The organism is Lysobacter sp. 5GHs7-4 (genome assembly GCF_021284765.1).
Classification (GTDB): domain Bacteria; phylum Pseudomonadota; class Gammaproteobacteria; order Xanthomonadales; family Xanthomonadaceae; genus Lysobacter.
Map to the genome: position 1 here is coordinate 4,582,219 of NZ_CP089924.1, position 26,997 is coordinate 4,609,215.

At 69.6% G+C, this 26,997-nt stretch carries 24 protein-coding genes; 16 read left to right on the plus strand and 8 right to left on the minus strand.

Translation table 11 applies throughout. The features are described 5' to 3' along the window. Positions 1-35: 35 nt before the first annotated feature. From LVB77_RS20690 to LVB77_RS20700, 3 genes are all read left to right on the plus strand, one after another. Positions 36-812 (plus strand): DeoR family transcriptional regulator, encoded by a 777-nt coding sequence (locus LVB77_RS20690; RefSeq protein WP_232908080.1) that lies wholly within the window; start codon positions 36-38, stop codon positions 810-812. Beyond that, positions 809-1,921: an N-acetylglucosamine-6-phosphate deacetylase gene (locus LVB77_RS20695; RefSeq protein WP_232908081.1), complete on the plus strand. Its 1,113-nt coding sequence runs from the start codon at positions 809-811 to the stop codon at positions 1,919-1,921. The genes LVB77_RS20690 and LVB77_RS20695 overlap by 4 nt, the downstream gene beginning before the upstream one ends. Before the next feature lie 97 nt (positions 1,922-2,018). Beyond that, the gene (locus LVB77_RS20700) at positions 2,019-3,824 is read left to right on the plus strand and encodes an MFS transporter (protein ID WP_232908082.1); all 1,806 of its coding nucleotides are present in this window, start codon (positions 2,019-2,021) and stop codon (positions 3,822-3,824) included. A gap of 52 nt (positions 3,825-3,876) precedes the next feature. Here the strand turns inward: LVB77_RS20700 and LVB77_RS20705 are convergent, their stop codons facing one another. Then, complete coding sequence (locus tag LVB77_RS20705) at positions 3,877-4,902, minus strand: DUF5694 domain-containing protein (protein WP_232910388.1); 1,026 nt, start codon at positions 4,900-4,902, stop codon at positions 3,877-3,879. 269 nt (positions 4,903-5,171) lie between these two features. Between LVB77_RS20705 and LVB77_RS20710 the strand changes: the two genes are divergently transcribed. From LVB77_RS20710 to LVB77_RS20740, 7 genes are all read left to right on the plus strand, one after another. Next, positions 5,172-5,801, plus strand: coding sequence for an NAD(P)H-binding protein (locus tag LVB77_RS20710; RefSeq protein ID WP_232908083.1), 630 nt, complete (start codon positions 5,172-5,174; stop codon positions 5,799-5,801). Between the two features lie 161 nt (positions 5,802-5,962). Continuing rightward, on the plus strand, positions 5,963-6,628 hold the full coding sequence (locus LVB77_RS20715) for a cysteine hydrolase (RefSeq protein ID WP_343226239.1): 666 nt from the start codon (positions 5,963-5,965) through the stop codon (positions 6,626-6,628). 55 nt (positions 6,629-6,683) lie between these two features. Beyond that, positions 6,684-7,595: a LysR family transcriptional regulator gene (locus tag LVB77_RS20720; RefSeq protein ID WP_232908085.1), complete on the plus strand. Its 912-nt coding sequence runs from the start codon at positions 6,684-6,686 to the stop codon at positions 7,593-7,595. Between the two features lie 87 nt (positions 7,596-7,682). Next, positions 7,683-8,396 (plus strand): DUF3348 domain-containing protein, encoded by a 714-nt coding sequence (locus tag LVB77_RS20725; RefSeq protein ID WP_232910390.1) that lies wholly within the window; start codon positions 7,683-7,685, stop codon positions 8,394-8,396. After that, positions 8,377-10,470, plus strand: coding sequence for a DUF802 domain-containing protein (locus tag LVB77_RS20730; RefSeq protein WP_232908086.1), 2,094 nt, complete (start codon positions 8,377-8,379; stop codon positions 10,468-10,470). Before LVB77_RS20725 ends, LVB77_RS20730 begins: the two co-directional genes overlap by 20 nt. Further along, entirely contained in the window at positions 10,467-11,129 is a 663-nt protein-coding gene (locus tag LVB77_RS20735; protein WP_232908087.1) for an OmpA family protein, read from the plus strand. The genes LVB77_RS20730 and LVB77_RS20735 overlap by 4 nt, the downstream gene beginning before the upstream one ends. Continuing rightward, positions 11,119-11,760 (plus strand): DUF2894 domain-containing protein, encoded by a 642-nt coding sequence (locus tag LVB77_RS20740; RefSeq protein WP_232908088.1) that lies wholly within the window; start codon positions 11,119-11,121, stop codon positions 11,758-11,760. Before LVB77_RS20735 ends, LVB77_RS20740 begins: the two co-directional genes overlap by 11 nt. A gap of 12 nt (positions 11,761-11,772) precedes the next feature. Here LVB77_RS20740 and LVB77_RS20745 read toward each other — a convergent pair whose 3' ends face one another. Then, on the minus strand, positions 11,773-14,631 hold the full coding sequence (locus tag LVB77_RS20745) for a ThuA domain-containing protein (RefSeq protein ID WP_232908089.1): 2,859 nt from the start codon (positions 14,629-14,631) through the stop codon (positions 11,773-11,775). Between the two features lie 243 nt (positions 14,632-14,874). On the opposite strand from LVB77_RS20745, the gene LVB77_RS20750 reads away from it, so the two are divergent. From LVB77_RS20750 to LVB77_RS20760, 3 genes are all read left to right on the plus strand, one after another. Beyond that, positions 14,875-15,267 (plus strand): BlaI/MecI/CopY family transcriptional regulator, encoded by a 393-nt coding sequence (locus LVB77_RS20750; protein WP_232908090.1) that lies wholly within the window; start codon positions 14,875-14,877, stop codon positions 15,265-15,267. Then, positions 15,267-16,619: a M56 family metallopeptidase gene (locus tag LVB77_RS20755; protein WP_232908091.1), complete on the plus strand. Its 1,353-nt coding sequence runs from the start codon at positions 15,267-15,269 to the stop codon at positions 16,617-16,619. Before LVB77_RS20750 ends, LVB77_RS20755 begins: the two co-directional genes overlap by 1 nt. A gap of 78 nt (positions 16,620-16,697) precedes the next feature. After that, positions 16,698-18,722, plus strand: coding sequence for a serine hydrolase domain-containing protein (locus LVB77_RS20760; protein ID WP_232908092.1), 2,025 nt, complete (start codon positions 16,698-16,700; stop codon positions 18,720-18,722). 25 nt (positions 18,723-18,747) lie between these two features. Here LVB77_RS20760 and LVB77_RS20765 read toward each other — a convergent pair whose 3' ends face one another. The 6 genes from LVB77_RS20765 to LVB77_RS20790 all read right to left on the minus strand — a co-directional run bounded on the left by LVB77_RS20765 (position 18,748) and on the right by LVB77_RS20790 (position 24,902). Beyond that, entirely contained in the window at positions 18,748-18,936 is a 189-nt protein-coding gene (locus tag LVB77_RS20765) for a hypothetical protein (protein ID WP_232908093.1), read from the minus strand. Further along, complete coding sequence (locus tag LVB77_RS20770; RefSeq protein ID WP_232908094.1) at positions 18,933-20,090, minus strand: PepSY-associated TM helix domain-containing protein; 1,158 nt, start codon at positions 20,088-20,090, stop codon at positions 18,933-18,935. The genes LVB77_RS20765 and LVB77_RS20770 overlap by 4 nt, the downstream gene beginning before the upstream one ends. Positions 20,091-20,097: 7 nt before the next feature. Further along, positions 20,098-22,194, minus strand: coding sequence for a TonB-dependent siderophore receptor (locus LVB77_RS20775; protein ID WP_232908095.1), 2,097 nt, complete (start codon positions 22,192-22,194; stop codon positions 20,098-20,100). Between the two features lie 374 nt (positions 22,195-22,568). Beyond that, positions 22,569-23,339 carry an SDR family oxidoreductase gene (locus tag LVB77_RS20780; RefSeq protein ID WP_232908096.1) on the minus strand — a complete coding sequence of 257 codons (771 nt, stop codon included), beginning with the start codon at positions 23,337-23,339 and terminating at the stop codon, positions 22,569-22,571. 268 nt (positions 23,340-23,607) lie between these two features. Next, positions 23,608-24,639, minus strand: a complete 1,032-nt coding sequence (locus LVB77_RS20785) for a LysR family transcriptional regulator (RefSeq protein WP_232908097.1) — start codon at positions 24,637-24,639, stop codon at positions 23,608-23,610. After that, positions 24,636-24,902, minus strand: a complete 267-nt coding sequence (locus LVB77_RS20790; RefSeq protein ID WP_232908098.1) for a sigma factor-like helix-turn-helix DNA-binding protein — start codon at positions 24,900-24,902, stop codon at positions 24,636-24,638. The genes LVB77_RS20785 and LVB77_RS20790 overlap by 4 nt, the downstream gene beginning before the upstream one ends. 175 nt (positions 24,903-25,077) lie before the next feature. On the opposite strand from LVB77_RS20790, the gene LVB77_RS20795 reads away from it, so the two are divergent. The 3 genes from LVB77_RS20795 to LVB77_RS20805 all read left to right on the plus strand — a co-directional run bounded on the left by LVB77_RS20795 (position 25,078) and on the right by LVB77_RS20805 (position 26,994). Next, positions 25,078-25,557, plus strand: coding sequence for a carboxymuconolactone decarboxylase family protein (locus LVB77_RS20795; RefSeq protein WP_232908099.1), 480 nt, complete (start codon positions 25,078-25,080; stop codon positions 25,555-25,557). Positions 25,558-25,619: 62 nt separating this feature from the next. Then, positions 25,620-26,030: a cupin domain-containing protein gene (locus LVB77_RS20800; RefSeq protein ID WP_232908100.1), complete on the plus strand. Its 411-nt coding sequence runs from the start codon at positions 25,620-25,622 to the stop codon at positions 26,028-26,030. Positions 26,031-26,109: 79 nt separating this feature from the next. Beyond that, a complete protein-coding gene (locus tag LVB77_RS20805; RefSeq protein ID WP_232908101.1) occupies positions 26,110-26,994 on the plus strand; it encodes an RNA polymerase sigma-70 factor in 885 nt (294 codons plus the stop codon). The last annotated feature ends 3 nt before the right edge of the window (positions 26,995-26,997 follow it).

A 26,997-nucleotide genomic window follows, 5' to 3' on the forward strand; every position in this document is an offset into this window, starting at 1 on the left:
GCTTTCGGTTCCGTTCCGACCTCATCAGGCCCGTCATGCGAAACACCCGCCAACGCCGGCAACAGATCCTGCAGCTGCTGGTCCAGCACGGCAACGTGCAGGTCGCGGACCTGGTGGAACGCTACGGCGTGTCCTCGGTGACGATCCGCGCCGACCTGACCCATATCGAATCGCAGGGCCTGGCCACGCGCAACCACGGCGGCGCCACCCTGGTGCGCACGCCGCCGCAGGAGCAGGACATCCATGAGAAGGACACCCTGAACCTGCCGCTGAAGGAATCCATCGGCGCGCACGCGGCGCGGCTGGTCAAGCCCGGCGACAACATCATCATCGACTCGGGCTCGACCACGATGACCCTGGCGCGCCACCTGCGCCAGCACCGCGACGTCACGGTGATGACCAACGGCCTCAACATCGCCTGGGAGCTGGCCAACGCGCCCGGCGTGGAGCTGCTGCTCACCGGCGGCCTGCTGCGCAAGCAGTCGCTGTCGCTGCAAGGCAGCCAGGCCGAGGCCAGCCTCAATCCCTACAGCTTCGACGCCGTGTACCTGGGCGTGGACGGTCTGGACCTGCAGTTCGGGCTGACCACCCATCACGAAGCCGAGGCCAGCCTCAACCACCGCATGGTCGACCACGCGCGCCGCGTCGTGGTGCTGACCGACGCCTCCAAGTTCGGACGCGTGAGCCTGCACCGCATCGCCCGCCTCGACCAGATCCACACCGTCATCACCGACGACGGCATCAGCAGCGAGTACCGCGAGGGACTGCAGCGGCTGGGCATCGAGGTGATCATCGCCGAGCCACCGCCTTGACCACGCCACGCGTATTGCACGGCCGCATCCTCACCGCGACGGGATGGGTGCGGGGCACCATCGAATTCGACCGACGCGTGCGCCGCATCCGCGCCACGCAAGAGGACGGCGGCAGCGACGACGCGCCGCTGATCCTGCCCGGCTTCATCGACCTGCACGTGCACGGCGGCGCAGGCGTCGACATCATGCAAGGCGGCGACGCGGCGCGCACGGTGGCGCGCACCCACGCCCGCCACGGCACCACCGCCCTGCTGGGCACCACCATGACCGCGCATGAGGACGAGATCGTCCACGCCCTGCACGGCCTGGCGTCGGCGATCGACGCGCGCACGCCGGACATGGCGCGGGTGCTGGGCGTGCATCTGGAAGGCCCCTACATCAGCCTGGAGCGTTTGGGCGCGCAGCCGCCGCTGGTGGTCGAGGCGACCCTGGCGCAGGTCCGACGCCTGCACGCGCTGGCGCCGATCCGCGTGCTCACGCTGGCGCCGGAGGTCGGCGAACACCGGCAGCTGATCCCGCAGCTCGCGGCGCTGGGCATCCGCGTCCAGCTCGGTCACAGCGCCGGCAGCTACGAGGATGGCGTGGCCGCGCTGGAAGCCGGCGCGGCCGGCTTCACCCATCTGTTCAACGGCATGACCGGCCTGGACCACTACCGCCCCGGCATCGCCGCCGCCGCGCTCGCCCATGCGCAATACGCCGAACTGATCCCCGACCTGCAGCACGTGCATCCGGGTGCGATCCGCACCGCGCTGCGCGCGATCCCGCGCCTGTACTGCGTGACCGACGCCACCGCCGCCACCGGCATGCCCGACGGCGAATACGCGCTGGGTTCGCAGCGCGTGCACAAATGCCTGGGCTGCGTGCGCCTGTCGACCGGTTCGCTGGCCGGCAGCGCGCTGACCATGGACCAGGCCCTGCGCAATCTGGTGGCGCTGGGCCTGGACCTGGCCGACGCCTCGCATCGCCTGTCGCTGTACCCGGCCGAGTACCTCGCGCTGCACGACCGCGGCCGCCTGCAGGAAGACGCCTGGGCCGACTTGGTGGTGATGGATCCGCAACTGCAGCTGCGCCAGGTCTTCGTCGAAGGCGATCAGATCGCGCTGGACTGAGTTCCGCCCGCTTCGCGGCAAGGCCGCCGCACGCACCACCGTTCGAATCGCGCACCCGCGCACCGCACGGCCACCCTTCGCACACAGGATCGGCACGATGAACGACGCTACCGCCGCCACGCCCCTGCCCGCGCGCGCCGACACGCCGCGCTGGCGCATCCGCTACCTGCTGTTCATCGCCGGCATGGGCGGCCTGCTCTACGGCATCGACATCGGCATCATCGCCGGCGCGCTGCCGTATCTGGAGGCCACCGCCACCGCCAGCTGGCACCTGAGCAGCCAGCAGCTGGGCTTCGTGGTCGCCGCGGTGCTGTTGGGCAGCGTGCTGTCCTCGCTGTTCGCCGGCGCCGTCGCCGACCTGATCGGCCGGCGCGGCGCGATGCTGCTCAGCGGCGTGCTGTTCACCGTCAGCATTCCGGTGATGGCCCTGGCCTCGGGCTACGTGCCGCTGCTGCTGGGGCGCCTGCTGCAAGGCATCAGCGGCGGCTTGATCGGCGTGGTCGTGCCCCTGTATCTGGCCGAGGTGCTGAGCCCGGAACGCCGCGGCCGCGGCGCGGCGATGTTCCAGCTGCTGCTGACCGTCGGCCTGGTGCTGGCGGCGGTGATCGGGCTGTACCACGCGCACGCCGTCGATGCGGCAACTGCATCGGTGCAGTCGCTGGCCGCCGCCGAACAGCAGCGCGTACTGTTCGCGGTCAAGGACCACGCCTGGCGCACGATCTTCTGGAGCTGCCTGCTACCGGGCCTGATCTTCAGCGCGGGCGTGCTGCTGTTGAACGAATCGCCGCGCTGGCTGGTGCGGCGCGGCCGCATCGACCGCGCGCGCGTAGCCCTGCAGCGCACGGTGCCGGCGGCCGAGGTCGAAACCACCCTGCGCAGCATGCAGGCGCCGATGGCCGCCACCGCCGATCCGACACAGGCGCGTGACCGGCTGCTGAGCCGGCGCTACGTGTGGCCGTTCCTGCTGGCCTGCGCCGTGCTCGCCTTCACCCAGGCCACCGGCATCAACTCGGTGCTGGCCTATGCGGTCAACATCCTCAATCAGGCCGGCCTGCCCGGCGCGGCGGCCAACTGGGCGGACGTCTCGATCAAGCTGCTCAATGCGGTGATGACCGTGGTGGCGCTGGTGCTGGTCGACCGCAAGGGCCGCAAGTTCCTGCTCATGCTCGGCAGCGGCGGCATCGCGGTGGCCCTGCTGGCGGCGGCGCTGCTGTTCGTGCGTGCCGAACGCGATCTGCAGGACGTGCGCCAGCCCTTGCAACAGCAGATCGCCGGCGATGCGCTGTCGCTGCGCTTCGACGGCGAACAATGGCGCCGCCTGGGCGTAGACCCGGCCGCGCAGCCGCAGCAGCTGACCGTGGCCTACGCCTACGGCGGTTTCAGCAACGTGCGCTCGCTGCGCAGCGATGCCCTGGGCGATGCCGAACTCGTCCTGCGCCGCCAGGACAGCGTGCAGGCCGACAGCGTGATCGGCGCGTTCTTCCGCCGCCTGCACCTCAACCCCTTCCCCGATCCGGCCGCCGCCGCGCAGGCGCCGCTGACCATCGAACGCGCCAGCCTGGGCCCGGTGCCGTCGCCCGCGCATGGCTGGGCGGTGGCGGTGTGCATCCTGGTGTTCGTGGCCTTCTTCGCGGTAGGCCCGGGCGTATGCGTGTGGCTGGCGCTGTCGGAGCTGATGCCCACGCGCATTCGCTCCAACGGCATGAGCATCGCCCTGCTGATCAACCAGTTCGTGTCGACGGTGATCGCGGCCATCTTCCTGCCCACCGTCGGCCATTACGGCTACGCCAGCATGTTCTTCTTCTGGGCCGGCTGCACCGTGGTGTATTTCCTGGTCGCGGCCTTCCTGCTGCCGGAAACCAAGGGCAAGTCGCTGGAGCAGATCGAGGCGCACTTCCGCTGAGCGCGCCGCGTATCCACGCGTGGGATGGGCCCACGCGTGGACGGGATCGGACTTACTTCAGCACCTGCTGCACGTCGACCAGCTCCACGCCGCCCATCTGGCCGAGGTAGCTATCGAACCACGGCTTGTGCGAGGCGCCGACCACCGACAGCACGCGCGCGCCCGGGCGCTCGCGAAAGACCTCGCGGATGTTGGCGACCATGCGCAGGTTGCGGGTTTCCCAGCCGGCGAAGTAGAGCTGTCCGTAGTGCTGGGGCGAGGGATCCTTCAGGGCGGCGGCGAAATCGCTGTCGATCGCGATGCGCAGCACGCCGGGATCGTTGATGTAGCGGTACAGCGCCAGCATGTCGCCCGATCGGCTGATCGCGTCCTCGCGATCGCGCATCGGCTTGGCCGCGGGCGCGGCGGCGTCCCAGGCCGCCTGCACCGCCTTGCCGTAGGCCGCTTCGTCGGCGACTTCGATGTTGTCGCCGGTGTGGTCGTCGACCGCATACACGCGCTGCAGGCCCAATCGCGCCGCCAGTCGCGCGGCGATCGACGCGTTCTCGTTGTTGCGCGTGGTCGCCTTCTCCAGCAGCGCCACCAGCGCCTCGGTCAGGCCGTCGCCCGCGCGCCGCTCCGGTTCGGGGAGTTGCCACCATTGCACCAGCGCCGAGGTGCCGTCGTTGGCGGCCATGAACAACGAAGCCAGGCGCCGCCGTTGCGCGGGCGTGGGCGCCGACGGCCATTGCCGCAGCGTCTTGCGCACCTCGCCGATCGCCGCCGGCACGCTCAGGCCGGTCGCGGCCTGGACCGCCTCCAGGTTCGGGCAGTACGAACCCGGACCGCTGCTGCCGCCGTAGACCACCGGATGCCGCGCGATCAGGTCGCATTGCTCGCCCGACAGGGCCTCGATGGTGATGATGTCCGGCTTGAACGCGGCCAGCCGGTCCAGCACCGGCGCCAACGAATCGCGGTCGAAGTCCGCCGGCATCTGGCTCAGGTGCACCGTGCCCAACACCAACAGCTGCGTGCGCGGCCCCTTCATGCCCTGGTCCAGCGTCGACAGATCCACCTGCGCCGCGGCCGTGCCCGCCATGCCCCAGCACAATCCCAATACCGCCAATGTCCTAAGCAAGGTATCGCTCCTTATGATCGCGGCCCGCATGGCGGGCGCTACGGCCGAGTGTCGATGTCCGGCGCAACCGCCGCCAGTGCGCACGGCCCCATGACCCGCGCAGTGCTTAGATGCAGCAGGCGCTCGACGGTTTAATGCTGACCGGGTGCCATCTGCGGCACCGGATCGCGCGCATGCGACACTCCGACGATCTTCTCCCGACACCGCCCGCCAACCGTGAGCCGCCGCGCATGAAACTGCTACTCGTCGGAGCGACCGGCTTGGTCGGCCGTCACGTCCTCGCCCTGGCCTTGGCGCATCCGGCCGTCGAAGCCGTGACCGCGCCCGCGCGCCGTGCGCTGGACGCGCAACCCAAGCTGCTGGCGCCGGTCGTCGACTTCGACGCGCTGCCGGCGCAGGCGTCCTGGTGGCGGGCCGACGCCGTGATCTGCACCTTGGGCACGACGATACGCGTGGCCGGTTCGCAGCCGGCGTTCCGCCGTGTCGACCACGACTACCCGCTGGCGGTGGCGCGGCTCGCGCGCGAGCACGGGGTGCCAACCTACGCGCTGAACTCGGCGCTGGGCGCCGATCCGGACTCGCGCTTGTTCTACAACCGGGTGAAAGGCGAACTCGAACGCGATCTGGGCGAGCTGGGCTTTCGTTCGCTGACGCTGGTCCGGCCCGGATTGATCGGCGGCCAGCGCGACGAGCACCGCTTCGGCGAACGCGTCGCCACCGTGGGTTTGGGCCTGCTGGCGCCGCTGCTGCCGCGACGCTGGCGCATCAACCCCGCCGAGCGCATCGCCCAGGCGCTGTTGGACGCGACCATCGATGCCGTGCCCGGGCGCCATGTCGTCGGTTCCGAACGGCTGACCTGAGGCGGCCGCGCCACGGCCCAGCCGGACCTGTGCAATTTGCGCACAGCCGCTGTTCGCCCAGGCCTCTCGGATACGCGTTTCGCAGCTCGCATCATGGCGCCCTCCCACACCGAGGCACACAGATGCGTATCGCCACCCTGATCGGAATCGCCGCATTCGGCATGGCCGGCGCCGGCCCGCTCGACGCCGCCGCCACACCGCCCGCTGCCCACCCCACCATCCGCAGCATGGCCGGCGCCGAACCGCTGTCGTCGCTGCAAGCCGACAAGACCGTCGTGCTGATGATCGACTTCCAGAACGAGTACTACGCCGGCGGCCGCATGCCCATCCCCGACGGCGACGCGGCACTGCGCAACGCGCGCCGGCTGCTGGACTTCGCCGACCGCCACCGCATCCGCGTGGTCCATGTCCAGCATGTGCTGCCGGCGGGCGCGCCCTTGTTCGCCGAAGGCGGCGACACGGTGAAGTTCCACCCCGATCTGCAGCCGCGCGCCTCGGACACGGTGGTGCAGAAGGATGCGGTCAGCGTCTTCGCCGGCCGCTCCGCCGCCACCATCGACCGCGTGCTGAAGGACGCCGGCGCCGACACCGTGATCGTCGCCGGTTTGCAGACCCACGCCTGCGTCGCCGGCGCCGCGCGCGACGCGGCCGCGCGCGGCTATCGGGTGCTCGTCGCCTCCGACGCCAGCGCCACCCGCGATCTGAGCCTGCGCGACGGCAGCCGCATCGGACACCGGCCGCTGCACGCCGCGGCGCTGGCCGAAATCGAGGACACCTTCGGCGACGTCATGACCAGCGCGCAGATACTGGCCCTGCCGGTGCGCTGATACCCTGCACGCACGGCATCCGCGCAACGCGGATGCCGTCGGCAGGAGAGTTTTCATGGATCAGTGGTCCGCCATGCGCGCCTATCGCGCGATCGTCGAATCGGGCAGTTTCACCCGCGCCGCCGAACGCCTGGGCACCAGCCACAGCACGGTGTCGCGCCTGCTGCGGCAACTGGAAACCCACCTGGGCGCGCGCCTGCTCCACCGCGACAGCCGCAACCTCAGCCTCACCGAAGCCGGCGCGCGCTATTACCGCGACTGCGTCGACATCCTCGAACGCACGCAAGCCGCCGAACAACGCGCCAGCGCCAACCCGCGCCAGCCCTCGGGCACGCTGCGGCTCAGCCTGCCGCATGCGATCGGCGCGCTCGAACTCAAGGCCTGGCTGCCCGCGTTCGAGCAACGCTACCCGCACATCGACCTGGACCTGTGCTGCGACGACCGCCGCGTCGATCTGGTCAAGGGCGGCTACGACATGGCGATCCGCATCTCCGCCGCGCTGCCCGACAGCGACCTGGTCGCGCGCGAGCTGGCGGTGTCCGACCGCGTGCTGGTGGCCGCGCCGCACTACCTCGCCCAGCGGGGCTTGCCGCGCACCCCCGACGATCTGCGCCAACACCGCCTGCTCGCTTACTCGGGCGACGGCACCGCGCTGGCATTGAGCAGGCTGGACGCGGGCACGCCACAACCGGAAGAAGACCGCGTCGAATGCGATGGCCGCCTGCGCCTGGACTCCATTCTTAGCTTGCACGCGGCGGTCCTGGCCTCGCTGGGCATCGGCGCCTTCACCGAGTTCACCGTGCGCGAAGACCTCGCGGCCGGGCGCCTGATCCGGGTGCTGCCGCAGTACCGCGCCGGCCGCCGCCGTTATTTCGCGCTTTACCCGAATGCGCGCCAGTTGGCACCCAAAGTCCGCGCCTACAGCGAATTCATGCGCGCCCACTACGCCGCCGCCGGCGCGAGCTGAACAGCCGTTTAGGTTCGCGCCGGGCCCACCTGCGGCGCCCAGGGGCCGCCGGCAGCCTGTAAACTGGTCGTTTTTTGGCCATTCGTTATTTTGGAAGCTACACAACGGGCCCTGGTCCGAGGCCCGACGTTCATACGCCTGCTCGCACGCCTCAGCGACGCCGACGTTCCGCCGCAACCCGCCTCGCTATCCGATCGCTTGAGCGAATGGATCGACTGGACGCGCGCGGTCGCGCTGTCGCGGGTGCTGGATCGCAGGGCGCCGGCGCCGGAATTCGGCGCGCCGGTCTTCGACGGCACCGAGGAAGCGGCCTGCACCGGCGCACGCGCGTCCCTGACCGGCGCGATCGCGGCGGGCCTGGCCTCGGCCGCTTGCGGGCCGTCCGCCGACGGTGCACCGCCCGACTACGCCGCGTTTCGCCAGCACTACCTCGCCATGCAGCGGGCGATGCTGACGGCCACCGGCCGCTGGCGCGGACGTTTGCGCGACATGCTCGCCGGCACGACGCCGCCGCTGGCCCGCCTGGCCGAATTGGACGCGCTGATGGAGGGCGTGCTGAGCCCGCGCGAGCACGCCTTGTTGGCGCAGGTGCCGCAGCTGCTGGGCACGCATTTCGAACGCCTGCGCTTGGCCGCGCAGGCGAGCGACGGCGCGACGCCGGGCGCCTGGCTCGAGGTGTTTCGCAAGGACATGCACGGCGTGCTGTTGGCCGAGCTGGATGTCCGTTTTCTACCGTTGGAAGGGCTGCTCGCGGCCCTGCGCAGTCACGCATTGGGTACCCATGTTCAGACATCCGCTTGATCTCTTCGTGTTCCTGCTCGGCCTGGTCGCCGTGTGCTGGGTCGGCTCCGGCTACCTGCTCTCGAATCCCATGGGCCTGGCCGTCACCCTGCTGATCGGCGCGGGTTACCTGGCCGGCGCCTGGGAGCTGTGGCGCTATCGGCAGGCCACCGCCACGCTGCAACGCGGCCTGGCCGAACTGAGCGCGCCGCCCGCGCGCCTGGACGACTGGCTGGCCCCGCTGGATGCCTCGCTGCGCAACGCCACGCGCCAACGCATCGAAGGCCAACGCACGGCGCTGCCGGGCCCGGCGCTGACGCCCTATCTGGTCGGCCTGCTGGTGCTGCTGGGCATGCTGGGCACCCTGCTGGGCATGATGGCGATGCTGCGCGGCACCGGCCTGGCGCTGGAAACCGCGACCGATCTGCAGGCGATCCGCGATTCGCTGGCCGCGCCGGTGAAGGGCCTGGGCTTCGCCTTCGGCACCTCGATCGCCGGCGTCGCCACCTCGGCGATGCTGGGCCTGCTGTCGGCACTGTGCCGGCGCGACCGTCTGCACGTGGTGCAGCGGCTGGACGCCAAGATCGCCGGCCCGCTGCGCGTGCACACGCCCGCGCACCAGCGCGAGGAAACCTACGCCCTGCTGCAACGCCAGACCGAACTGATGCCGGCGCTGATCGACGGCCTGCGAACGATGATGGCGAATCTGGAACGCCAGAGCCTGACCAGCGGCGAGCGCCAGCTCGCCCAGCAGGACGCGTTCCACGTCCGCACCGAAGCCGTCTACGCGCAACTGGCGGCGTCGGTGGAACAGTCCCTGCAGCGCTCCGTCACCGACAGCGTGCGTCTGGCCAGCGAAGCCCTGCAACCGGTGATGCAGACCACCATGGCGACGATGGCGCGCGAAACCACCGCACTGCGCGACACCGTGCACCAGGCGATCGAACGCCAGCTGCGCGAACTCTCCGGTGGCTTCGAAACCAGCACCGCCGCCGTCGCCGCAATCTGGACCCAATCCCTGGCCCAGCAGCAACAGGCCAACGAGGCCTTGGCGCAGGACTTGCGCAAGACCATGGACGGCTTCGGCGACGGCTTCGCGCAACGCTCCGGCGAACTGCTGGACGGCGTGTCCGCGCGCCTGGACGCCACCGCCGTCCACGTCGCCGACGCCTGGACCCAGGCGCTGGCGCAACAGCAGGACCAGCACACGGCCCTGGCCGATCGGAACCAGGAAGCGCTGGTCGCGGCCGGCGCCGCGTTCGAGCAGCAGGCTGCGGCCCTGCTGCGCACGGTCGATCAATCGCACGGCGAACTCAGGACCGCCCTGGCCGCGCAGGATCAGCAACGCCTCACCGCCTGGACCGAGTCGCTGGCGGCGATGAGCGCGGCGCTGCGCGAAGACTGGGCGCAAGCCGGCGCGGACAGCGCCGACCGCCAGCAAGCCATCTGCGACACTCTGGCGCGCACCGCCGACGAGATCGGCGCGCGCACGCAGGCGCACGCCGGCGACACCATCGCCGAGATTTCGCGCCTGGTCGACACCGCCTCGCAGGCGCCCAAGGCCGCCGCCGACGTCATCGCCGAACTGCGCCAGCAGCTGTCCGACAGCATGGTGCGCGACACCGCGATGCTGGAGGAGCGCGTGCAACTGCTGGGCACACTGGAAACCCTGCTGACGGCGGTCAATCACGCCTCCACCGAACAGCGCGGCGCCATCGACGCGCTGGTCGCGACCTCGGCGGAACTGCTGGAGCGCGTCGGCACGCAGTTCATGGGCCACATCGAATCCGAAACCGGCAAGCTGGACGCGGTCGCTCAACAGGTCAGCACCGGCGCGATCGAAGTCGCCAGCCTGGGCGAGGCCTTCGCCGCCGCCGCGCAGGTGTTCGGCGACAGCAACGATCAGCTCGCCACGCGCCTGCAAGGCATCGAGAACGCATTGGAGAAGTCGCTCGCGCGCAGCGACGAGCAGCTGGCCTACTACGTCGCGCAGGCGCGTGAGGTGGTCGATCTGAGCCTGCTCACGCAGAAGCAAATCATCGAGGATCTGCAGCAGCTGTCCGGCGCCCGCGCCGCGGGCGCGCAGGCCGCATGAGCGCGGACCTGCACGCCGAGGTCGACGGCGACGCCGACGCATCGGTGTCGGTGTGGGCCGCGTTCGGCGACTTGATGTCGGTGCTGCTGGGCGCGTTCGTGCTGATCCTGGTCGGCGTGATCGCGGTGCAACTGCAGTTGGAGATCAAGCTCAATCAGGAAATCGCGCAGCGCAAGCTGGAAACCCAGCGCCGCCAGACCCTGGAACAGGCGCTGGCCGTGCCGCTGGCCACCGGCCGCATCACCCTGGTCGACGGCCGCATCGGCATCCGCGGCAACGTACTGTTCGCGCTCAACTCCGACCAGCTGCAACCGGAGGGACGCGAACTGCTCAAGACCCTGGCAACGCCGCTGGCGAAGTACCTGCGCACGCGCAACGAAGCCCTGATGGTCAGCGGCTTCACCGACGACCGCCTGGTCAGCGGCAGCAACCGCGAGTTCGCCGACAACTGGGAACTGTCGGCGCAACGCGCGCTCACCGTGACCCGCGCGCTGATCGCCGCCGGCCTGCCCGCCGATTCGGTGTTCGCCGCCGCGTTCGGCGCGCAGCAACCGGTGAGCCCGAACACCGACGAGGCCGGACGCGCGAGCAACCGTCGCGTGGAAATGGCGCCGGTGCCGCGCCTGCAACGCAGCGCCGTGGCCGCCGATGCGCAGTAAGGCGCCGCCCGATCACGCCCTGCTCGACGCCTGGCGCGAGCAAGGCGCCGATCGTGTCGATCCGTTCGCTTACCACTACATGGCGGCGTTGCGCCGGCGCGCGACGGAACAGCACGGTGACACGCGGCGGCGGCTGGAACAGCGCTTGTCCGAACGCATCCTGGCGTATGCCGCGCGGCTCGAACGCACCCCGCCCGCGACCGCTCCCACGAACGCGGCACGCGGGGCCTTGCGCGAGCTGGCCGAACAACTCACGCAGCGCGCGACGCCGGCGCGTAGCGATACCGCGACGCATAGCGAAGCCTCGGCCGCCGCGCCGATGGAGCTCGGCGCGCTGGACGAGTTCCGCCAGATCTGGTCGGACGTGCGCAGCGACAGCCAGCTGCGGCGTTCGCTGCAGCCCTCATCCGAAGACACCGGCCCCTTGAATTCCAGCCGCCTGGTGCACCGCGCGCTCAGCCTGATGCGCGAGCTGTCGCCCGGCTATCTGCAGCAGCTGCTGGCCTACGTCGACGCGCTGTCCTGGCTGGAGCAGATGCAGACCGGCGGCATACTCGAAAGTGGCGACGCGCCCGCGCGCGAGACCGGCAAACCGCGCACCCGCGCCAAGCCGCGCAAGCGCCGCGAGTAGCGCGCCGCCCCGCTAGCGTTCGCCCTGGCGCAGATAGTCCGCCAGCCGTCCGACCTGTTCCGCGCTCAGGCCGGTGGCCTGCGGCCGCATCAGGCCTTCGCTCAATGCGTGCACGATGCGCTCGCGCTTCAAGGCCGCGATCCGCGCGCGTGGCGGAATATTGCCCTGCGCGTGGTCGTGACACGCCGCGCACCGCAAACGATAGAGCGCCGCGCCGTCCATACCGGCCAGGGTGGGATCCACTGGCGCCGCCCGTATCGGCACTGCGCTCTTGGAGGAAATCGGTTCGGCGCGCCGGCGGCCGCCGAGGCCGAAGGCCTGGACGCGATCGGTGCCGACGTACACGCGCCCGCCGCCGAAGGCCGGCTCGTTGTACTTGCCGCTGGTGTACAGCTCGCCGGCGGCGCTGCGCCACAGCGGTTTCAGGCTCGCGGCGTCGAACGCATACAGCACCGGGCGCGGCGCGTCGTCGCCGCTCAACAACGCTGAGCGCGGCGCATTCTCGTCCAACACCCAAACGACCGCGCGCTCGGCGCCTTGGCTGGTGACCACGGGCGAACCGGGATTACCCAGCGTCAGCGTGGTCTCGCGACGGTCGATCCGCAGGAACGGCGCATCGCCCTCGTCGCGCACCACGCGCAGCCGCACCAGCGATGGCGGCACGCTTTGCGCCGATCCGGGCGCGCGTTTGTTGTTGCCGGTGACGTACAGATACTCAAGACCCTGCCGATCGCGGAACGTCGCCGGCACCGAACGCGAGCGCGCCAGATCCAGCGCGGCATCGTGTTCCGAGTACGGACCGAACACGTTGAGCGGGCCGCGCCTGCCGAACTGCGGCTGCGGCTGCGGCGGCAGCAGCGAGCCGTCGCTGGCGGCGTCTTCCGAACAAGCCGAGCGCCGGTCCAACCGACCCGGCAGGCGATCGCGATCGAGCAGATAGACATTGCCCTGCTTGCCGCCCACCGCCAGCAAGCGCGAACCGCCCGCCGACGCCTGCGGCAGCAGCACCGCGCCGCCGGAGCCCAGATCGATATCCGCCTGCGCCGTCTGGCAGTAGTTGAACGGCGTGTAGGTGCCGCGCAACACGAAACCGTGCCCGTCCGGCGGCGCCAGCTTCAACAAGGACTGCGTCCAATCGTGCGCGGCGTCCTGATGGCCTTCGAAGCCGCTGCCGGTGACCACATAGACATGGCCGTCGGTGTCGACCGCCGGCCCGCCCGCGCCCCAGATACCACCACTGCCGCGATGCGGCATCGCCACCGCGGCAAAGGCGCTGCCGACCCGCGCCCGCTGGGTGTCCACCGCCGCCAGCCAGCCGGTTTCGCTTTCGCCGAACGCCACGTACAACTGCCCGCCGTCCGGCGACAAGTTCAACGCGCCGCGCTGCACGCGGAAATCGAAACGCCGCTTCGGCGGCACCCGCCGCGGGCCGGCGTTCGCATTCACCGCGTTGAAGCGCTCCTCGTCCAACCGCACCGGCCAGCCCGGCAGCAACGCGCCGCTGCCGATATCCAGCGCATAGGCCTGCCAGCGCGACACCGGATCGCAGTGGGTCACGTACAGACGCCCACGCACAGCGTCGATGACCGGCGTGCTGAGGATGCCCGTGGCCACGCCGTCCAGCGGCGCCGGTTGCAGACGGCAGGGCTCGCCCAGGCGCGTGCGCCACAGGACGCGTCCGGCGGCGACGTCGCCACGCGGCGCCGCGGCGATCGCATAGACGTAGCCGGCGTTGCTGGCGGCGAACACCACCGAATAGGTTTCGCCGCGCAGCGGCCCCGCACTCAGGGTCACGCCATCCAGGTACAGCGGCGATGCATACAGGCGCGCGGGCTGGCCATCGGCGCCGTCCAACGGCAACGACTGCCAGACCTCGCCGAATGCGGCGGCGTCCAGCGCGACCGGGCTCAGCACCGTCTCGTCGCGGCGCCAACCCGAGCGCGCCGCATCGACATGAAACGTCGCGCGCGCGGGCCGTGGCGATGGCGGGGCCGCGGCCGCCACCGTCGGCGCCTCGCGCGCGCCGGCCACGCGCATGCCCTCGCGCGGCACGTCGGCGCCCGCGCTCCAGACGATCGCGTTGAGCAACAAGCCGGCCAGCTTCGGTTGCTCGAAGGCGGACAGGAAATGCGCTCCGCTGTAGACGAAACCGCGACCGCCGCCGTCGCGCTCGAACGTCCACGCCACGGTGGCCGCTTCGGCGCGATCCTCGATCAAACGGCGCCCCGCGCGGAACTGCGGATGCAGCGTGGTCGTCAGCACCGGCGTGCGCACGCCGCCGCCGACGGCCAGGCGAAAGCTCGGATAGAACTCGTCGCGGTAGTCGAAGGACGACAGGCCGTGGCCGACCGGACCCGAACCCATCGCCGGCGCCAACTGCGCCCATTCGGTGCTGCGGTCGAACATGCCCACGCGCACGCCGCCCAACCAACGCGGCAGGCCCAGATCGTCGTCGGCCGGCGCCGTCGACGCCTGATGCAAGGCGACCAGGCCGACGCCGCGCCGCATCAGCGCCTCGAAGCGCGCACGCCGTTGCCGATCGCGCAGCGGATGCCGGTCCATGCCGTCGAAGTACCAGACCACGGTGTCGGCCTGGTCCAGCGCGCCCGGATCCTGCGGCCAGCCGTCCGGATAGGCGATCACGCGCAAGGCCTTGCGCGCGTCCGGCGAGGTTTCGATCAGCGCCTGCAAACGACGCACGCCTTGCGGGTAGTCGTGTTTGCCCGGACCTTCGCTGGCGACGCCGCCGATCACGACCACGGTGCGCGGCGGCGGATCGGAGCAGGCGCACAGCCACAGGCAGGCCAGCAGCGTCCACGCACGCAGCAGATGGCGACGCTGCGGGGCGGGTTTCGTAGCGCGTTCGCTCATCGAAGCTCCTGCGGCCACACCGGATCCGGATCGATCCATGCTAGTGGCGCCATCCGCGCTCAGGCGTCGCAGCGCGCTATGTTCAGTCGCTAGTTTTTGTTTGCCGTCGCCGGTCTTGCGGACGATCGCCGCGGCGTCCGGCCCCGGGATCCACCGGCCCACGGTCACGACTAATTCCATAGTTGACAACTTCGGGAACGGCGCCTAGGCTGGGATCAACTAAAGAATTAGTGGCAACAGTCCATGGCCAGGCCCCCCTCCTCCTCGGTGACCGAAGCCGAGCAAGCCATCCTCGAAGTGTTGTGGGAACTCGGCGAGGCCTCGGTGCGCGAGGTCACGCAGGCCCTGGAACCGCATAAGCCGGTCGCCTACACCACCGTGCTGACCATGCTCGGCGTCTTGCACAAGAAGGAACTGGTCGAGTTCCGGCAGCAGGGCCGCGCTTTCATCTATCGCGCGGCGCTGAGCAAGGCCGAAGTCCGCGACCGCGCCCTGGGCCAGTTGATGACCCAGCTGTTCGACGGCTCGCCAGAAGCGCTGGCGCTGCACCTGCTGGAGAATCACAACGTCGACCCCGGCAAGATCGACGCCTTGCGCGCCAAGGTGCGCGCCGCCAGGAACAAGGGGAACGCGTGATGACAGAGTCGACGCGCTGGCTGCTGGATTACGCGATCGAGCACCTGCTGATCAGCCTGGTCGTCGCCTCGATTCTGTTCGTCGCCCTGCGCCTGCGCGCGATCGCGCCGGAGAAGCGCGCCGGTCTGCTACTGGCGGCATTCGCCCTCGCCGTTGTCGGGCCCATCGTTCCGACGCCGACCGATGCATGGCCGGATTCGATCCGCGCGGCCGCATCGATGTCCGCGACTACGGGCCTGAGCGCGGACACGCCGCCCCACCAGACCCCTGCGCTCGCGCCCGCCGGCGCGCACCGGGCCGCATGGACAATAGCGCCCGAACTGGCCGCGTTGCTGATCGCGCTGTGGCTGGGCGGTGCGGTCTGGCGGCTCGCGCGGCTGACCGCCGCGCACCGCGCCGCCCGGCGCATCGTCGCCGTATCGCAGCGCGCGCCCGCGATCGAGCGCGCGCACCGCGATGCGATTCCAGCCGGCGTCGAAGTGCGCCTGTCGCCCGCATTCGGACCCGCCGCGATCGGCCTCGTGCGGCCGGCGATCGTACTGCCCGCGTCGATGCTCGCCGCGCTGCCGGCCCCATCGCTACGCGCCGTGCTGCTGCACGAAGCCAGCCACATCCGCCGCGGAGACCTCGCGGTCCTGCTGCTGCAAAGGACCGCCGAGGCGCTGTTCTGGTGGAATCCGGTCCTGCGCCGGATGGGCGCCGCGCTCGACATGGCGCGCGAGATCGCCTGCGACGTGGGCGCATCGCGCGCCTACGGCTGTGGTATCGATTATGCCGACGCGCTGCTCGACTCGATCGAGCGCCTGCCGCCTGCGCCGCGTCCCGATCGCGCGCAGCGGCTGTGCGCGGCGGCCTCGCTGAGCACATTGGAACAGCGCATCGACGCGATCGTGAGCCAGCCTCCCGCCTCGATCCGGATCGCCGCCGCGCCCGCGCTCGTCGCAGGCGCCCTGGCCACCGCGTGGCTCGCGGCCGGCATGGCGGCGCCGCGCATGGAGCTGATGCGCGAGACCGCACCGTCGCATCCAACGGCCGCCGCATCCGGCGCCGAGACCGCGCTGTCGCAGTCCGCGCAAGAGGCGCTTGCCGCCGCGCAGGACGAATACTCGCGTGCCGTCCAACTGGCCCAGGATCGTTATACGAACACGCTGCAATCCATCGAGTCCGCCCACACACGGGGCCTGGAAGCGATCGAGCGCGACTGGCAGTCCGGCCACTACGAACAACGCATCGCCGACGTGAACCGGCGTTACGACCAGGCCACCTCCAAGGCTGAATCGGACTATCTCGCCGTAACAAAGGCAGCGGAAAGCCGTTACCTCGCAACGCAAGCGTCGCTGGGTTACCCGTAAACAGACCCACTCACCGCACGAACCGCCGCGAACGCGGACCCACCTGAAGGCCGACCGGCCCGCCACGGGGATACATCGATGAAACCACGCGACTGGTGGCCTGCGGCCGCCATGGGGTTGCTGTTGCTGCAAAACGGCCATGCGCTCGCCGCCGACGGCCCCACAATGAGCGAAGCGGCGTCAACGCAGCAGAGCGACGAATGGCGTCGCACGCGCAGCGGCATCGCCTATCTCGTGCCCTATGGCTGGAAGGCGGAAAGCCGTGGCACCGGGATCGTCATCGCCAAGCCGGCTGAAGACGCGCGCATTGCGATCCTCGACGTGGACGCCGACAGCGCCGAGGCCGCCCTCGCATCGGCATGGGAACAGTACGCGCCCGGCAACGCACCGAAACTGCGCGGCGCCGGGGATCGGCCGCTGCGCGGCGGCTGGTCCTCCGTGCGCAGCTATCAGTACGAAACCGCCGGACCGGACCGGATCCTGCGCGCACAGGTGCTGCACGAAGGCCGCAGTTGGATCGTCGCGATCATGGACCTGCCCGAGACCGCGATGGACCGTCGCGAAGCCCAGATCACGCGCGTGCTGTCCAGTCTGCGCGCCAAGACCTATACGCCGCAGACGCTGGCAGGCATTGCGCCGCGCGACCTGGACGCCGGCCGCATCGACGCCCTGCTGCGGTTCCTGGAAGAGGCGCGCACCGGCCTGGGCATTCCGGGCCTGGCGATCGGCATCGTGCAGAACGGCGAAGTGAAGTACGTCGGCGGCCTGGGGGTGAGGCAAGTCGGCAGCAACGCCAAAGTGGATGCGTCGACGCGCTTTCTCACCGCATCGGCCACCAAACCGCTCACTTCGCTGATGCTGGCCAAGCTGGTGGACGAGAAGAAGCTGGATTGGGATGCGTCGCCGGCGCAGCTGTTTCCGGCGTTCAAACTCGCCGACCCGGCACTGAGCCGCCGGATCCAGGTACGCAACCTGCTATGCGCCTGCACGGGCATCCCCCCGCAGGACAAGGAATGGGAATTCTCCGGCGACGAGATGGGGCCGGAGGATGTGCTGCGCGTGCTGTCGGGCGTGCAGGCCACCGCCGATATCGGCGAGCTGTACCAGTACTCCAACCTGATGGGCGCCGCAGCCGGCTATCTCGGTGCTCATATCGCGCACCCCGAACTTCCGTTGGGCGCGGCCTACGATCGCAGCATGCAGGAACGGGTGTTCGATCCCCTGGGCATGCGCTCGACCACCTTCGATTTCGATCTGGCCCTGCGCGGCAACGTCGCGTCTCCGCACGCGACCACCATCGACGGCGAAGTCGCCTTGGCGGCGATGGGCTACAACCGTGCGTCGATTCCGATGCGCCCCGACGGCGGCGCCTGGAGCGACATCCGCGACATGGCCGCTTATCTGCGCATGGAACTCGCGTCGGGCCTGCTGCCGGACGGCTCGCGCTACATCGGCGCGGCCGCCTTGAAGGAACGCTGGAAGAACCAGGTCGCGCGCGGCGGGCTGGACCAGTGGTACGGCATGGGCCTGAAGACCGACCGCCAGCTCGGCGTCCTGCAGGTGTTCCACGGCGGCAGCATGGCCGGCTACCAGACCGAAGTGCGCTGGCTGCCGGAAGCCGGCGCGGGTTACGTGCTGATGATGAATGCCGATGCGGGCGCGCAGTTGCGCGGGTTGATGGCCGATCGCTTCATCGAGGTGCTGTTCGACGTCGATCGCAAGACTGCGGCGACGCTGAAAGCGCTGCCGCCTTCGTTGCATAAGGAACAGCAGCAGCATCGCGCCGGGCTGCGGATGCCATTGGACGCGACCACCCTGGCGACGCTTGCGCCCCTTTATGCGCACCCGACGCTGGGCACCGTGCGGGTGCGGCGCGATGGCGCAAAGACCTGGTTCGACTTCGGCCTGTGGCGCACCGAAGTCGCGCTAGCCGATTCGGAGGCCGGCACGGTGCTCGAATCCATCTCGCCCGGCGTGGCGGGATTCCAATTCACCCCGACTCAGAAGCACGGCGCCCGCGCGCTGGTTCTGGCCGATGGCCAGCGGACCTATACCTTCCTCGCCCAAGAGCCGGCGGCCGTCGTCGCACCGCATACGAAGTGAACGCGTAGTAGCGCTCTCCGCCCCTTCAACGCCTGCGGTCGCGCCGCCACCACGCACGCAGCGCCAGCACGACCAGGCCAGCGAGCACGATCCAGGAGACGGCGTCGAACAGGCCGTCTCCGATCAACGCGCTGACCAGGCCGACCACGCTGGCCAGCGCGATCCACGCCGGCACCAGGTAAGGACTGCGCATGGATCGGGCGGGACGGCTCATGCGGCAGTATCCGCGGCGGCATCGCCGTTCAGGCCCGCGCGTTCGATCTCGGCCACGCGCGCCTCGGTGCTGCCGCGCTTGAACCACAGGTACAGGCCGCTGATCAGCACCAGGATGGTCAACAGGTCCAGCAAGGCCCACAGCAGCTTCAACGGCATGCTGCCGTAGTCGCCGAAGTGCAGCGGTTGCGATAGCAGCAACACGGTCATGTAGCCGGGCAGCTGCGGCCGTGCGGTCAGCTCTCCGGTTTCCGCGTCGATCAGTACCGGCCGGTACAGGCGCTCGGTCAGCGGCGTGTCGCCGTGCATGAACACGCCGTAGTGATGATCGCCGCTGTAGCCTGTGCCCGGGAAACTCACGAACGCCGGCGTCATGTCCGGCTCGGCCTTGCGCGCGGTGGCGACCGCCGCGTCCAGCGAGGCCAGCCGTTGCGGGCGCGGGCGACCTTCGTAGCGCGCCGCGAACTGGCCAAGCTGTTCGCTCTGCCACGCCTGTTCCAGCGGCTGCGCCAGCGTGTTGATCGCGCCGGTGATGCCGACCACCAAGGCCCAGCCCAACGTCACGATGCCCAGCACGTTGTGCAGGTCCAGCCAGGCCAGGCGACGGCTGCGCCCGGCGCGCAGCGTGCCGAACGGCAGCTTGCGCATGAAAGGCCCGTACAGGACCAGACCCGACACGATCGCCAGCGCGAACAGTAGCGCCATCGCGCCCAGGAACAGCATGCCCGGCAGACCGGCGAACAGATCGGTATGCAGCCGGTACACGAAGTACATCACGCCTTCGTTGAACTGCGCGGCCGGCAGCAGCTCGCCGCTGTACTGATGCAGCACCGCGGTGCGCATCTGCGGCGGCGGCGTGTCCGGCCGCGCGCCGGTGTTGACGTAGACGCTGGGCGAATGATCGTCCCAGCCGAAGAACAGCGGCACGTCGCCCGGGTATTGGGCCAATGCCTTGCGCACCAGCCCGTCGATGTTCGCCGGCTGCGCGCCTTGCGCGGCCGGCGCGACCTCGGGATCGGCGCCGGTGAGGTGGCTGATTTCCTCCCAGAACACCAGCGGCAGTCCGGTCAGGCACAGCAGCAGCAGGAACAGCGTGCACACCAGGCTGGTCCACTTGTGGACCAGGAACCAAGCCTTGAGCGTGCGGCGCTGCACGGCGCCCTCAGAAGCGGTAGGTCACGGTGCCGACCACGCTGCGCGGATTGCCGCTGAAGCAGTCGCCGAAGTTGCGGCAGGGCGCGAAATATTCCTTGTCGAGCAGGTTGTTGACGTTGACCGCGAAGGTCCACGACGGCAGTTCCAGCTCCAGCAAAGCGTCGACCAGCGTGTAGCTGGGCGTACGCACGGTATTGGACGCGCCCACCGACACGGTGCCGCCGACGTAGCGGCCGCCCAGGCCCACGCGCAGGCGCTTGTCGTCGCCGACGGCGAAGCCCTTGGCCGCCCAGACCGAGGCCAGGTCCTGCGGGGTGTCGTTCAAGCGCTGACCGACCTCGGGCGCGAAGTTGCTCTTGGAGACCTCGGCCTCGTTGTGGCTGTAGCTGGCGGTGACGGTGAAGTCGCCGTCGAACACGTAGGCGCCTTCCAGCTCGATGCCCTTGGACTGGATCTCGCCGGTCTGCACCGTGTTGAGCACGTTGTCCGGGTCGTTGGTCTGGCGGTTGGTCTCGGTGATGCGGTAGGCCGAGGCGGTCAACAGCGCATTGCGCACTGGCTGCCACTTCACGCCCACCTCGACCTGATGGCCGCGCATCGGCTCGAACGCATTGCCGTACAGGTCCTGGCCCGGCACGGGCAGGAAGGATTCGGTGTAGCTGACGTAAGGCGAGACATTGGCGCCGACGTCGCCGATCAGGCCCACGCGGTACGTCGTTGCGTTGTCGGTGCGGTCCGGCAGTCCCTGGGTTTCGGACACCGCATGGTCGCGGCGCGCGCCCAACACCAGCGAGACGCGATCGGCATAGCGGATCTGGTCTTGCACGTACAGGCCGGTCTGGGTGGTGCGCTGATCCGGCAGCGCCTGGTAGGCGGGCACGGTCACGCCGGTGGAGACCGGGTTGTAGACGTCGATCGGCGTGGTGACGCCGGAAAAGCTGGACGATGCCTCGCGGAAATCGGTGTAGTCCACGCCCGCCAGCAGCACGTGCTGGAACGCGCCGGTGGCGAAAGAGAATTGCAGCGAGTTGTCGCTGGTCAGCACACGGTCGTGCGGCTTCACGCCATAGGTCAGGCGATTGAGCACGCGGCCGTCGGCGTCGATGAAGGGATGGGTCGGATTGGAGTAGGTATCCGGAAAAATCTCGCGGAACTCGGTCTTGGAATCGATGTAGCGCAGGTTGGAGCGCCAGCTCACGGCGTCGTTGAAGCTGTGGTCGAACAAGACCGTGGCGCTGACCGCGCGCGCGTCGAGCTTGTCGAAGTCCTTGTCGCCCAGGAAGGTCGACGGGTCCAGCTTGCGGCCCGGCGGCGCCTTCAGGGTCGCAGCGACCGGCAGGAACTGCTGGCTGGAGGCGGTCCGGTCGCGCTGGTAGCTGGCCATCAGCGTGAGATTGCTGCGCTCGCCGCGCCAAGTCAGCGAGGGCGCGATATAGATGCGGTCATCGTCGATCTCATCGGTCTGCATGCCCGAGTCGCGCACCACGCCGACCAGGCGGCCGGCCCACTGCTCCGAGCCTCCCAAGGCGCCGGTGATATCGCCCTGCAGCTGCTTGCGGTCGAAGCTGCCCAGCTGCAGGCCGATCTCGCCCGCCTTGCGGAAGCTGGGGCGCTTGCTCATCGCGTTGATGATGCCGCCGGTAGCGCCGGCGCCGTACAGCACCGAGGACGGGCCGCGCAGCACTTCCACGCGCTCCAGTCCGTAGACCTCCGGCCGTGCCATCGGGCTGAAGTTGTAGAGCTTGCGCATGCCGTCCAGGTATTGCACCGGGTCCAGGCCGCGGATGGTGCTGGCGTCGCCGCGCGTGTCCAGGCCCCAGGCATCGGCAGCCACGCCGGCGCTGTAACGCAGGGTTTCCTGCAGGTTCTGCGCGCCGCGATCGGTGAACAGCGCCGAAGTCACCACACTGATCGCCTGCGGCGTTTCGGTCAGCGCGGTGTCGGTCTTGGTCGCCGTGGTGGCGCGCTCGGCCACCACCGTCACCGCGTCCAGCGCGTGGGCTTCGTCGCTGGACTGGGCCTGCGCGATCGCCGAGGACAGCGCGGAGGGAACCAGCAAGGACAGCATCAGGGCGGTACGGCGGTGCGGCGCGAAACGGAACATCGGTCATTCCCGGGCGGCGAAACAGGGCCGGGATTATGCGAACCGCAATCCTTAAATGCAAATGATTCTCATGTGCCTTGCGTTGTTCCGACCCTTTATGTCCCGGATGACGCGACGCACGCGGCTGGATCGCGGCGAGCCGACCGCTTCCGCAAAGCCGGCTCACCCGCGCCAGGCCGAGCGACGGCGGCCACCTCTGGCCTGCGACGGACACCAGGCCTCGCCCACACGCCCGATGCAGAGCGCAAGCGCCTCTTCGCCGACGCATTCATTCGACAAGCCGCAAGGCGGCTACGACAACGCGCTCACCTCGCCCCTCGCTCACGTGCATCGGACAGCGCCGGCATGCTGCGAGCCGAGCCCGCACCGCGCACTCACGCGCGCGGCAGGTAGCGCGCGTACTGGGACTGTTCCAGCCAACGCTCGAAGTTCAGCTCGCCTTGCCAGGCCGCCTGCGCGGGCACCAGGGTGTCGTGTTGCAACTCGGCGCCGAAGTAGCGCGCATGCGCATCGCCGACGACTTCGCGCGGATCCTGCACGATGTTCATAAAGCGCTGCGCGAGGTCCGCCAGCGGCTCGCGCACCGGTCCGGCGATCTCGACGATGCCGTTGGCAGGCGGCTGCAGGGCCAGGCGCGCGACCGCCGCGGCCACGTCCTCCGACGCGATCGGCTGCACCAACGCGGTGGGCAGCCGCACCGTCTCACCTTCGCTGCCGGACTGGATGATGCCCGGCAGGAATTCGAAGAACTGGGTGGAGTGGACGATGGTGTAGGGAATGCCGGACGCACGGATCAGCGCCTCTTGCGCGCTCTTGGCGCGGAAGTAGCCGCTTGCGCCCAGCTTCTCGGTACCGACCACCGACAGCGCCAGATGATGCGTCACGCCGGCGCGCGCTTCCGCCGCCAGCACTTGGCGCCCGGCGGTCTGGAAGAACTCCATCACCGCGACATCCTCGAACGAAGGCGAGTTGGCCAGGTCCACCACCACCTCCGCGCCCGCCATCGCCGCATCCAGCCCCGCGCCGGTCAGGATGTCGACGCCCGTGGACGGCGCCGCCGCCACCGCTTCGTGGCCCTGGTCGCGCAAGCGCGCCACCACCTTGCTGCCGATCAGGCCGGTGCCACCGATCACGACGAATTTCATGGTCCACCTCTCAGGAGTTGCTGGGGTACCGGTGCCCGCTCTACAGGACGTCGGTCGTGCTCCGTCGATGCTAGAAGCCGCGCTCTGTCCACAGTAGACCTGCAGCCGGCTGCACCGTGTTTCCTGACCTGCACCAATCGGTCGGACGCTGTATGCGATCCGCGGCGCAACCTTGGGGTAGGAGCGGCGTGAGCCGCGACGGTGATCCGGCCTGAACCATCGTGTTTGCGTCGGCGTGCGTCCTTTCGTGTCGCGGCTGGTGCTGCTCCTACCCCACAGCCACGGCCAATACCCCATTCGCTTTCGCCGCGCCATAACTCGACCGCCCCACCGCTCCCGCACAATCCAGGTTCAAGGCGCGTATCCGCGCGGTCGCGAAATCGATGAACACCCGAATGCGCTGGGGCAACTGGCGCCGGCTCAGATAGCACAGGTAGTGCCCGCGATCGTCCGGCGCGTACGGCGCCAGACAGGTCACCAGCGCCCCTCGGCGCAGCGCCTCGCAAGCCAGGTAGCCAGGCAACTGCGCCAAGCCCTGCCCGTCCAGCACCGCCTCCAGCATCAGCTCGTCGTCGTTGAACACCAGATCGCCCGTCGGCGAGACCCGTTGCAGCCGGCCCTCGACCTTGAAATCCCAGGTCTGCAACCGTCCGTTCGCCAGCCGGCGACCGATGCAGGCGTGCGACTGCAGTGCGTCGAGCGACGTCGGCAAACCATGGCGACGCGCATACTCGGTCGACGCGCACACGAACATCTGCATCGGAACCAGCTGCTTGGCGATCACCTGGCTGTCGTCCAGCCGGCCCTCGCGGAAGGCCACGTCGATGCGGTCCACCGCCAGATCGGCCTCGCGTTCGTCCAGCGCCAACTCGATGCCGATGCCTGGATAGCGCGACCGGAACTCGCGCAACAACGGCGCCAGCACTCTGCGCCCGAAGCCATGGGCAGCGCCGATGCGCAGCCGCCCGCGCGGCGGGCCCTCGCGCAGATCGCGCATGTCTTCCAGCGCCTGCAGGATGCGTTCCACGCCCGGCCGGCAGTTCTCGAAGAACAGCTCGCCCTCGCTGGTCAGCGAGGTCGATCGCGTGGTGCGCGAGAACAGGCGTGCGCCCACCTGACCCTCCAGTTTCTGCACGCTGCGGCTCACTGCCGAGCGGCCCACGCCCAGGCGATCGGCCGCGCGCGCGAAGCTGCCCTCGGTGGCCACCGCGATGAACGCCACCACCCCCGCGTAACTGGCCGAGAAGCTCGACGGCAACGTGTCCTGACAGGCGGACGGCAAGGCGATCACGGCGCTCATGACGCGGCGCCCTCGGCCTTGTGGCACAGCGGCCGCATGCGATCCAGCGTGTAGCCGCGCGCCTGTTCGACATGGCGCCGGCAGGTCTCCGCCGGCAGCCCGATCAAGCGCGCGATGTCGTCGTAGCCGGTCTCGAAGATCTCATGCAGCACGAAGGCCGCGCGCATGTCCGGCGCCAAGCCGTTCAACGCCGCCATGAATTCCGACCACACGCGGTCGGCGCCGGATGCGGCGGCGGCGCGCTCGTGTTTTTGAGGGTTCATAACCCAAGGACGCGCGAGCGGCCCTGCTTGTTACAGCCCGCGTGCATTGGTGCGCCTGGCTCAACACCGCGCGTCCGTGCGGCGGCCTACCGGCGCCGGCGCGCGCTGCCTAGATTGGCCGCCAGCCGGCCCGGCGACCGCCGGCGCCCCCACGTCACCGAATGGAGCACCCCTCATGAGCCAACGCCTCGATTACCAACGCCAATCCCCGGAGCTGTTCAAGAAGCTGGTCGATTTCAGCATGGCCACGCAGAAATCCTCGATCGAACAGTCGATCCGCGACCTGATCCGCATCCGCGCCTCGCAATTGAACGGCTGCACCTTCTGTCTCGACATGCACGTCAAGGAAGCCACGATCCGCGGCGAACGCCCGCTGCGCCTGCACCACGTCGCCTCCTGGCGCGAATCGCAGCTGTTCGCGCCGCGCGAGCGCGCCGCCCTGGCCTGGACCGAAGCGCTCACCCAGATCTCGCCGCTGGGCGTGCCCGACGATCTGTACGAGCGCGTGCGCGGCCAACTGTCGGAACAGGAGATCTCCGACCTGACCTTCGACGTGATGGCGATCAATGCCTGGAACCGCGTCAACGTCGGCTTCCGCACCGTACCGGGTACCTACGACCAGGCCTTCGGCTTGGACAAGGCGCAGCTTTCGTAAGACGCGGCGGCCGCGGAACGCGGCCGTTCCCAGCCCTCGCCCGCCCAACACAGGAGTTCCCCATGCGTATCCACCGTTCCTGGAGCCTGCTCGCCCTGCTGTGTTCGGGCGTGGCGGCGGCCCACGGCCAGACCGGCAGCGACGCCCCTCCCCCCGTCGTCAGCCAGGTCATGAGCCAGGCGCTGGCCGACTACCCGGGCAAGGAAGCGCTGATGATCACCGTCGAGTACCCGCCCGGCGGCGCCGATCCGGTCCACCGCCACGACGCCTACGCCTTCGTCTACGTGCTCGAAGGTTCGATCGTGATGGGCGTGGAAGGCGGCAAGGAAGTCACGCTCACGCCCGGGCAGAGCTTCTACGAGGGCCCGGGCGACCTGCACACGGTCGGCCGCAACGCCAGCCGCGAGCGTCCGGCCAAGTTCCTGGTCCTGCTATTGAAGGACGCCGGCAAGCCGGCGCTGTTGCCGCCCTGAACGACCGCGCCAGGCCGGCCGCACCCCGGCCTGGCGTTGCATCCGTCACAATCCCGCCTCCTGCTGCGACCTGAGTCTTATGGAAGGCGCAACCCACACCTTTACCCGGCTCCAGCCGCGCCTGATCGGCGTGGCCTACCGCATGCTCGGCTCCTTGGCCGAGGCGGAAGACGTCGTGCAGGACGTCTGGCTGAGCTGGAACGACACCGTCCCGGAGCAGATCGGCGACCCCGAGGCCTGGCTGGTGACCGCCACCACCCGGCGCTCGATCGATCGCCTGCGCCGTGCGCGCAACCGCGAGCACTACGTCGGCATCTGGCTGCCCGAGCCCATCCTCAGCGACAGCCCGACCACACCCGAGGAACTGCAGGAAGCCTCCAGCGACCTGTCCATCGCCTTCCTCACCGTGCTGGAACGGCTGGCGCCCGAAGCGCGCGCCGCCTTTCTGCTGCGCGAAGTGTTCGACGCCGACTACGCCGACATCGCCAGCACGCTGGACAAAAGCGAGGCCGCCTGCCGCCAGATCGTGCACCGCGCCAAGAGCCAGCTGCGCGAAGAACGCCCGCGTTACCTGGTCTCCGCGCAGGCGCACCAACAGCTCATGCGCCGCTTCGCCGAAGCCTGGACCAACGCCGACTTCAGGGCGATGAAGGACATGATGGCCGAGTCCGCCGTGCTGGTCGGCGACGGCGGCGGCATCGCCACCAGCCTGCCCAAGCCGGTACTTGGCGGCCAACGCATCGCCCAACTGCTGTTCGCCTGCACCCTGCGCCGCAAACACGAACTGCGCCTGGAACTGACCTCAATCAACGGCCACCTGGGCCTGCTGCGCTACTTCGGCGACACCCTGGAATCCGCTCAGACCTACGAAACCGACGGCGAACGCATCCTGCGCGTGTACGTGCAGCGCAATCCGCACAAGCTGCGACGCATCGCGGCGGATAGGGCGTCGTCGCTGCACTGAAAT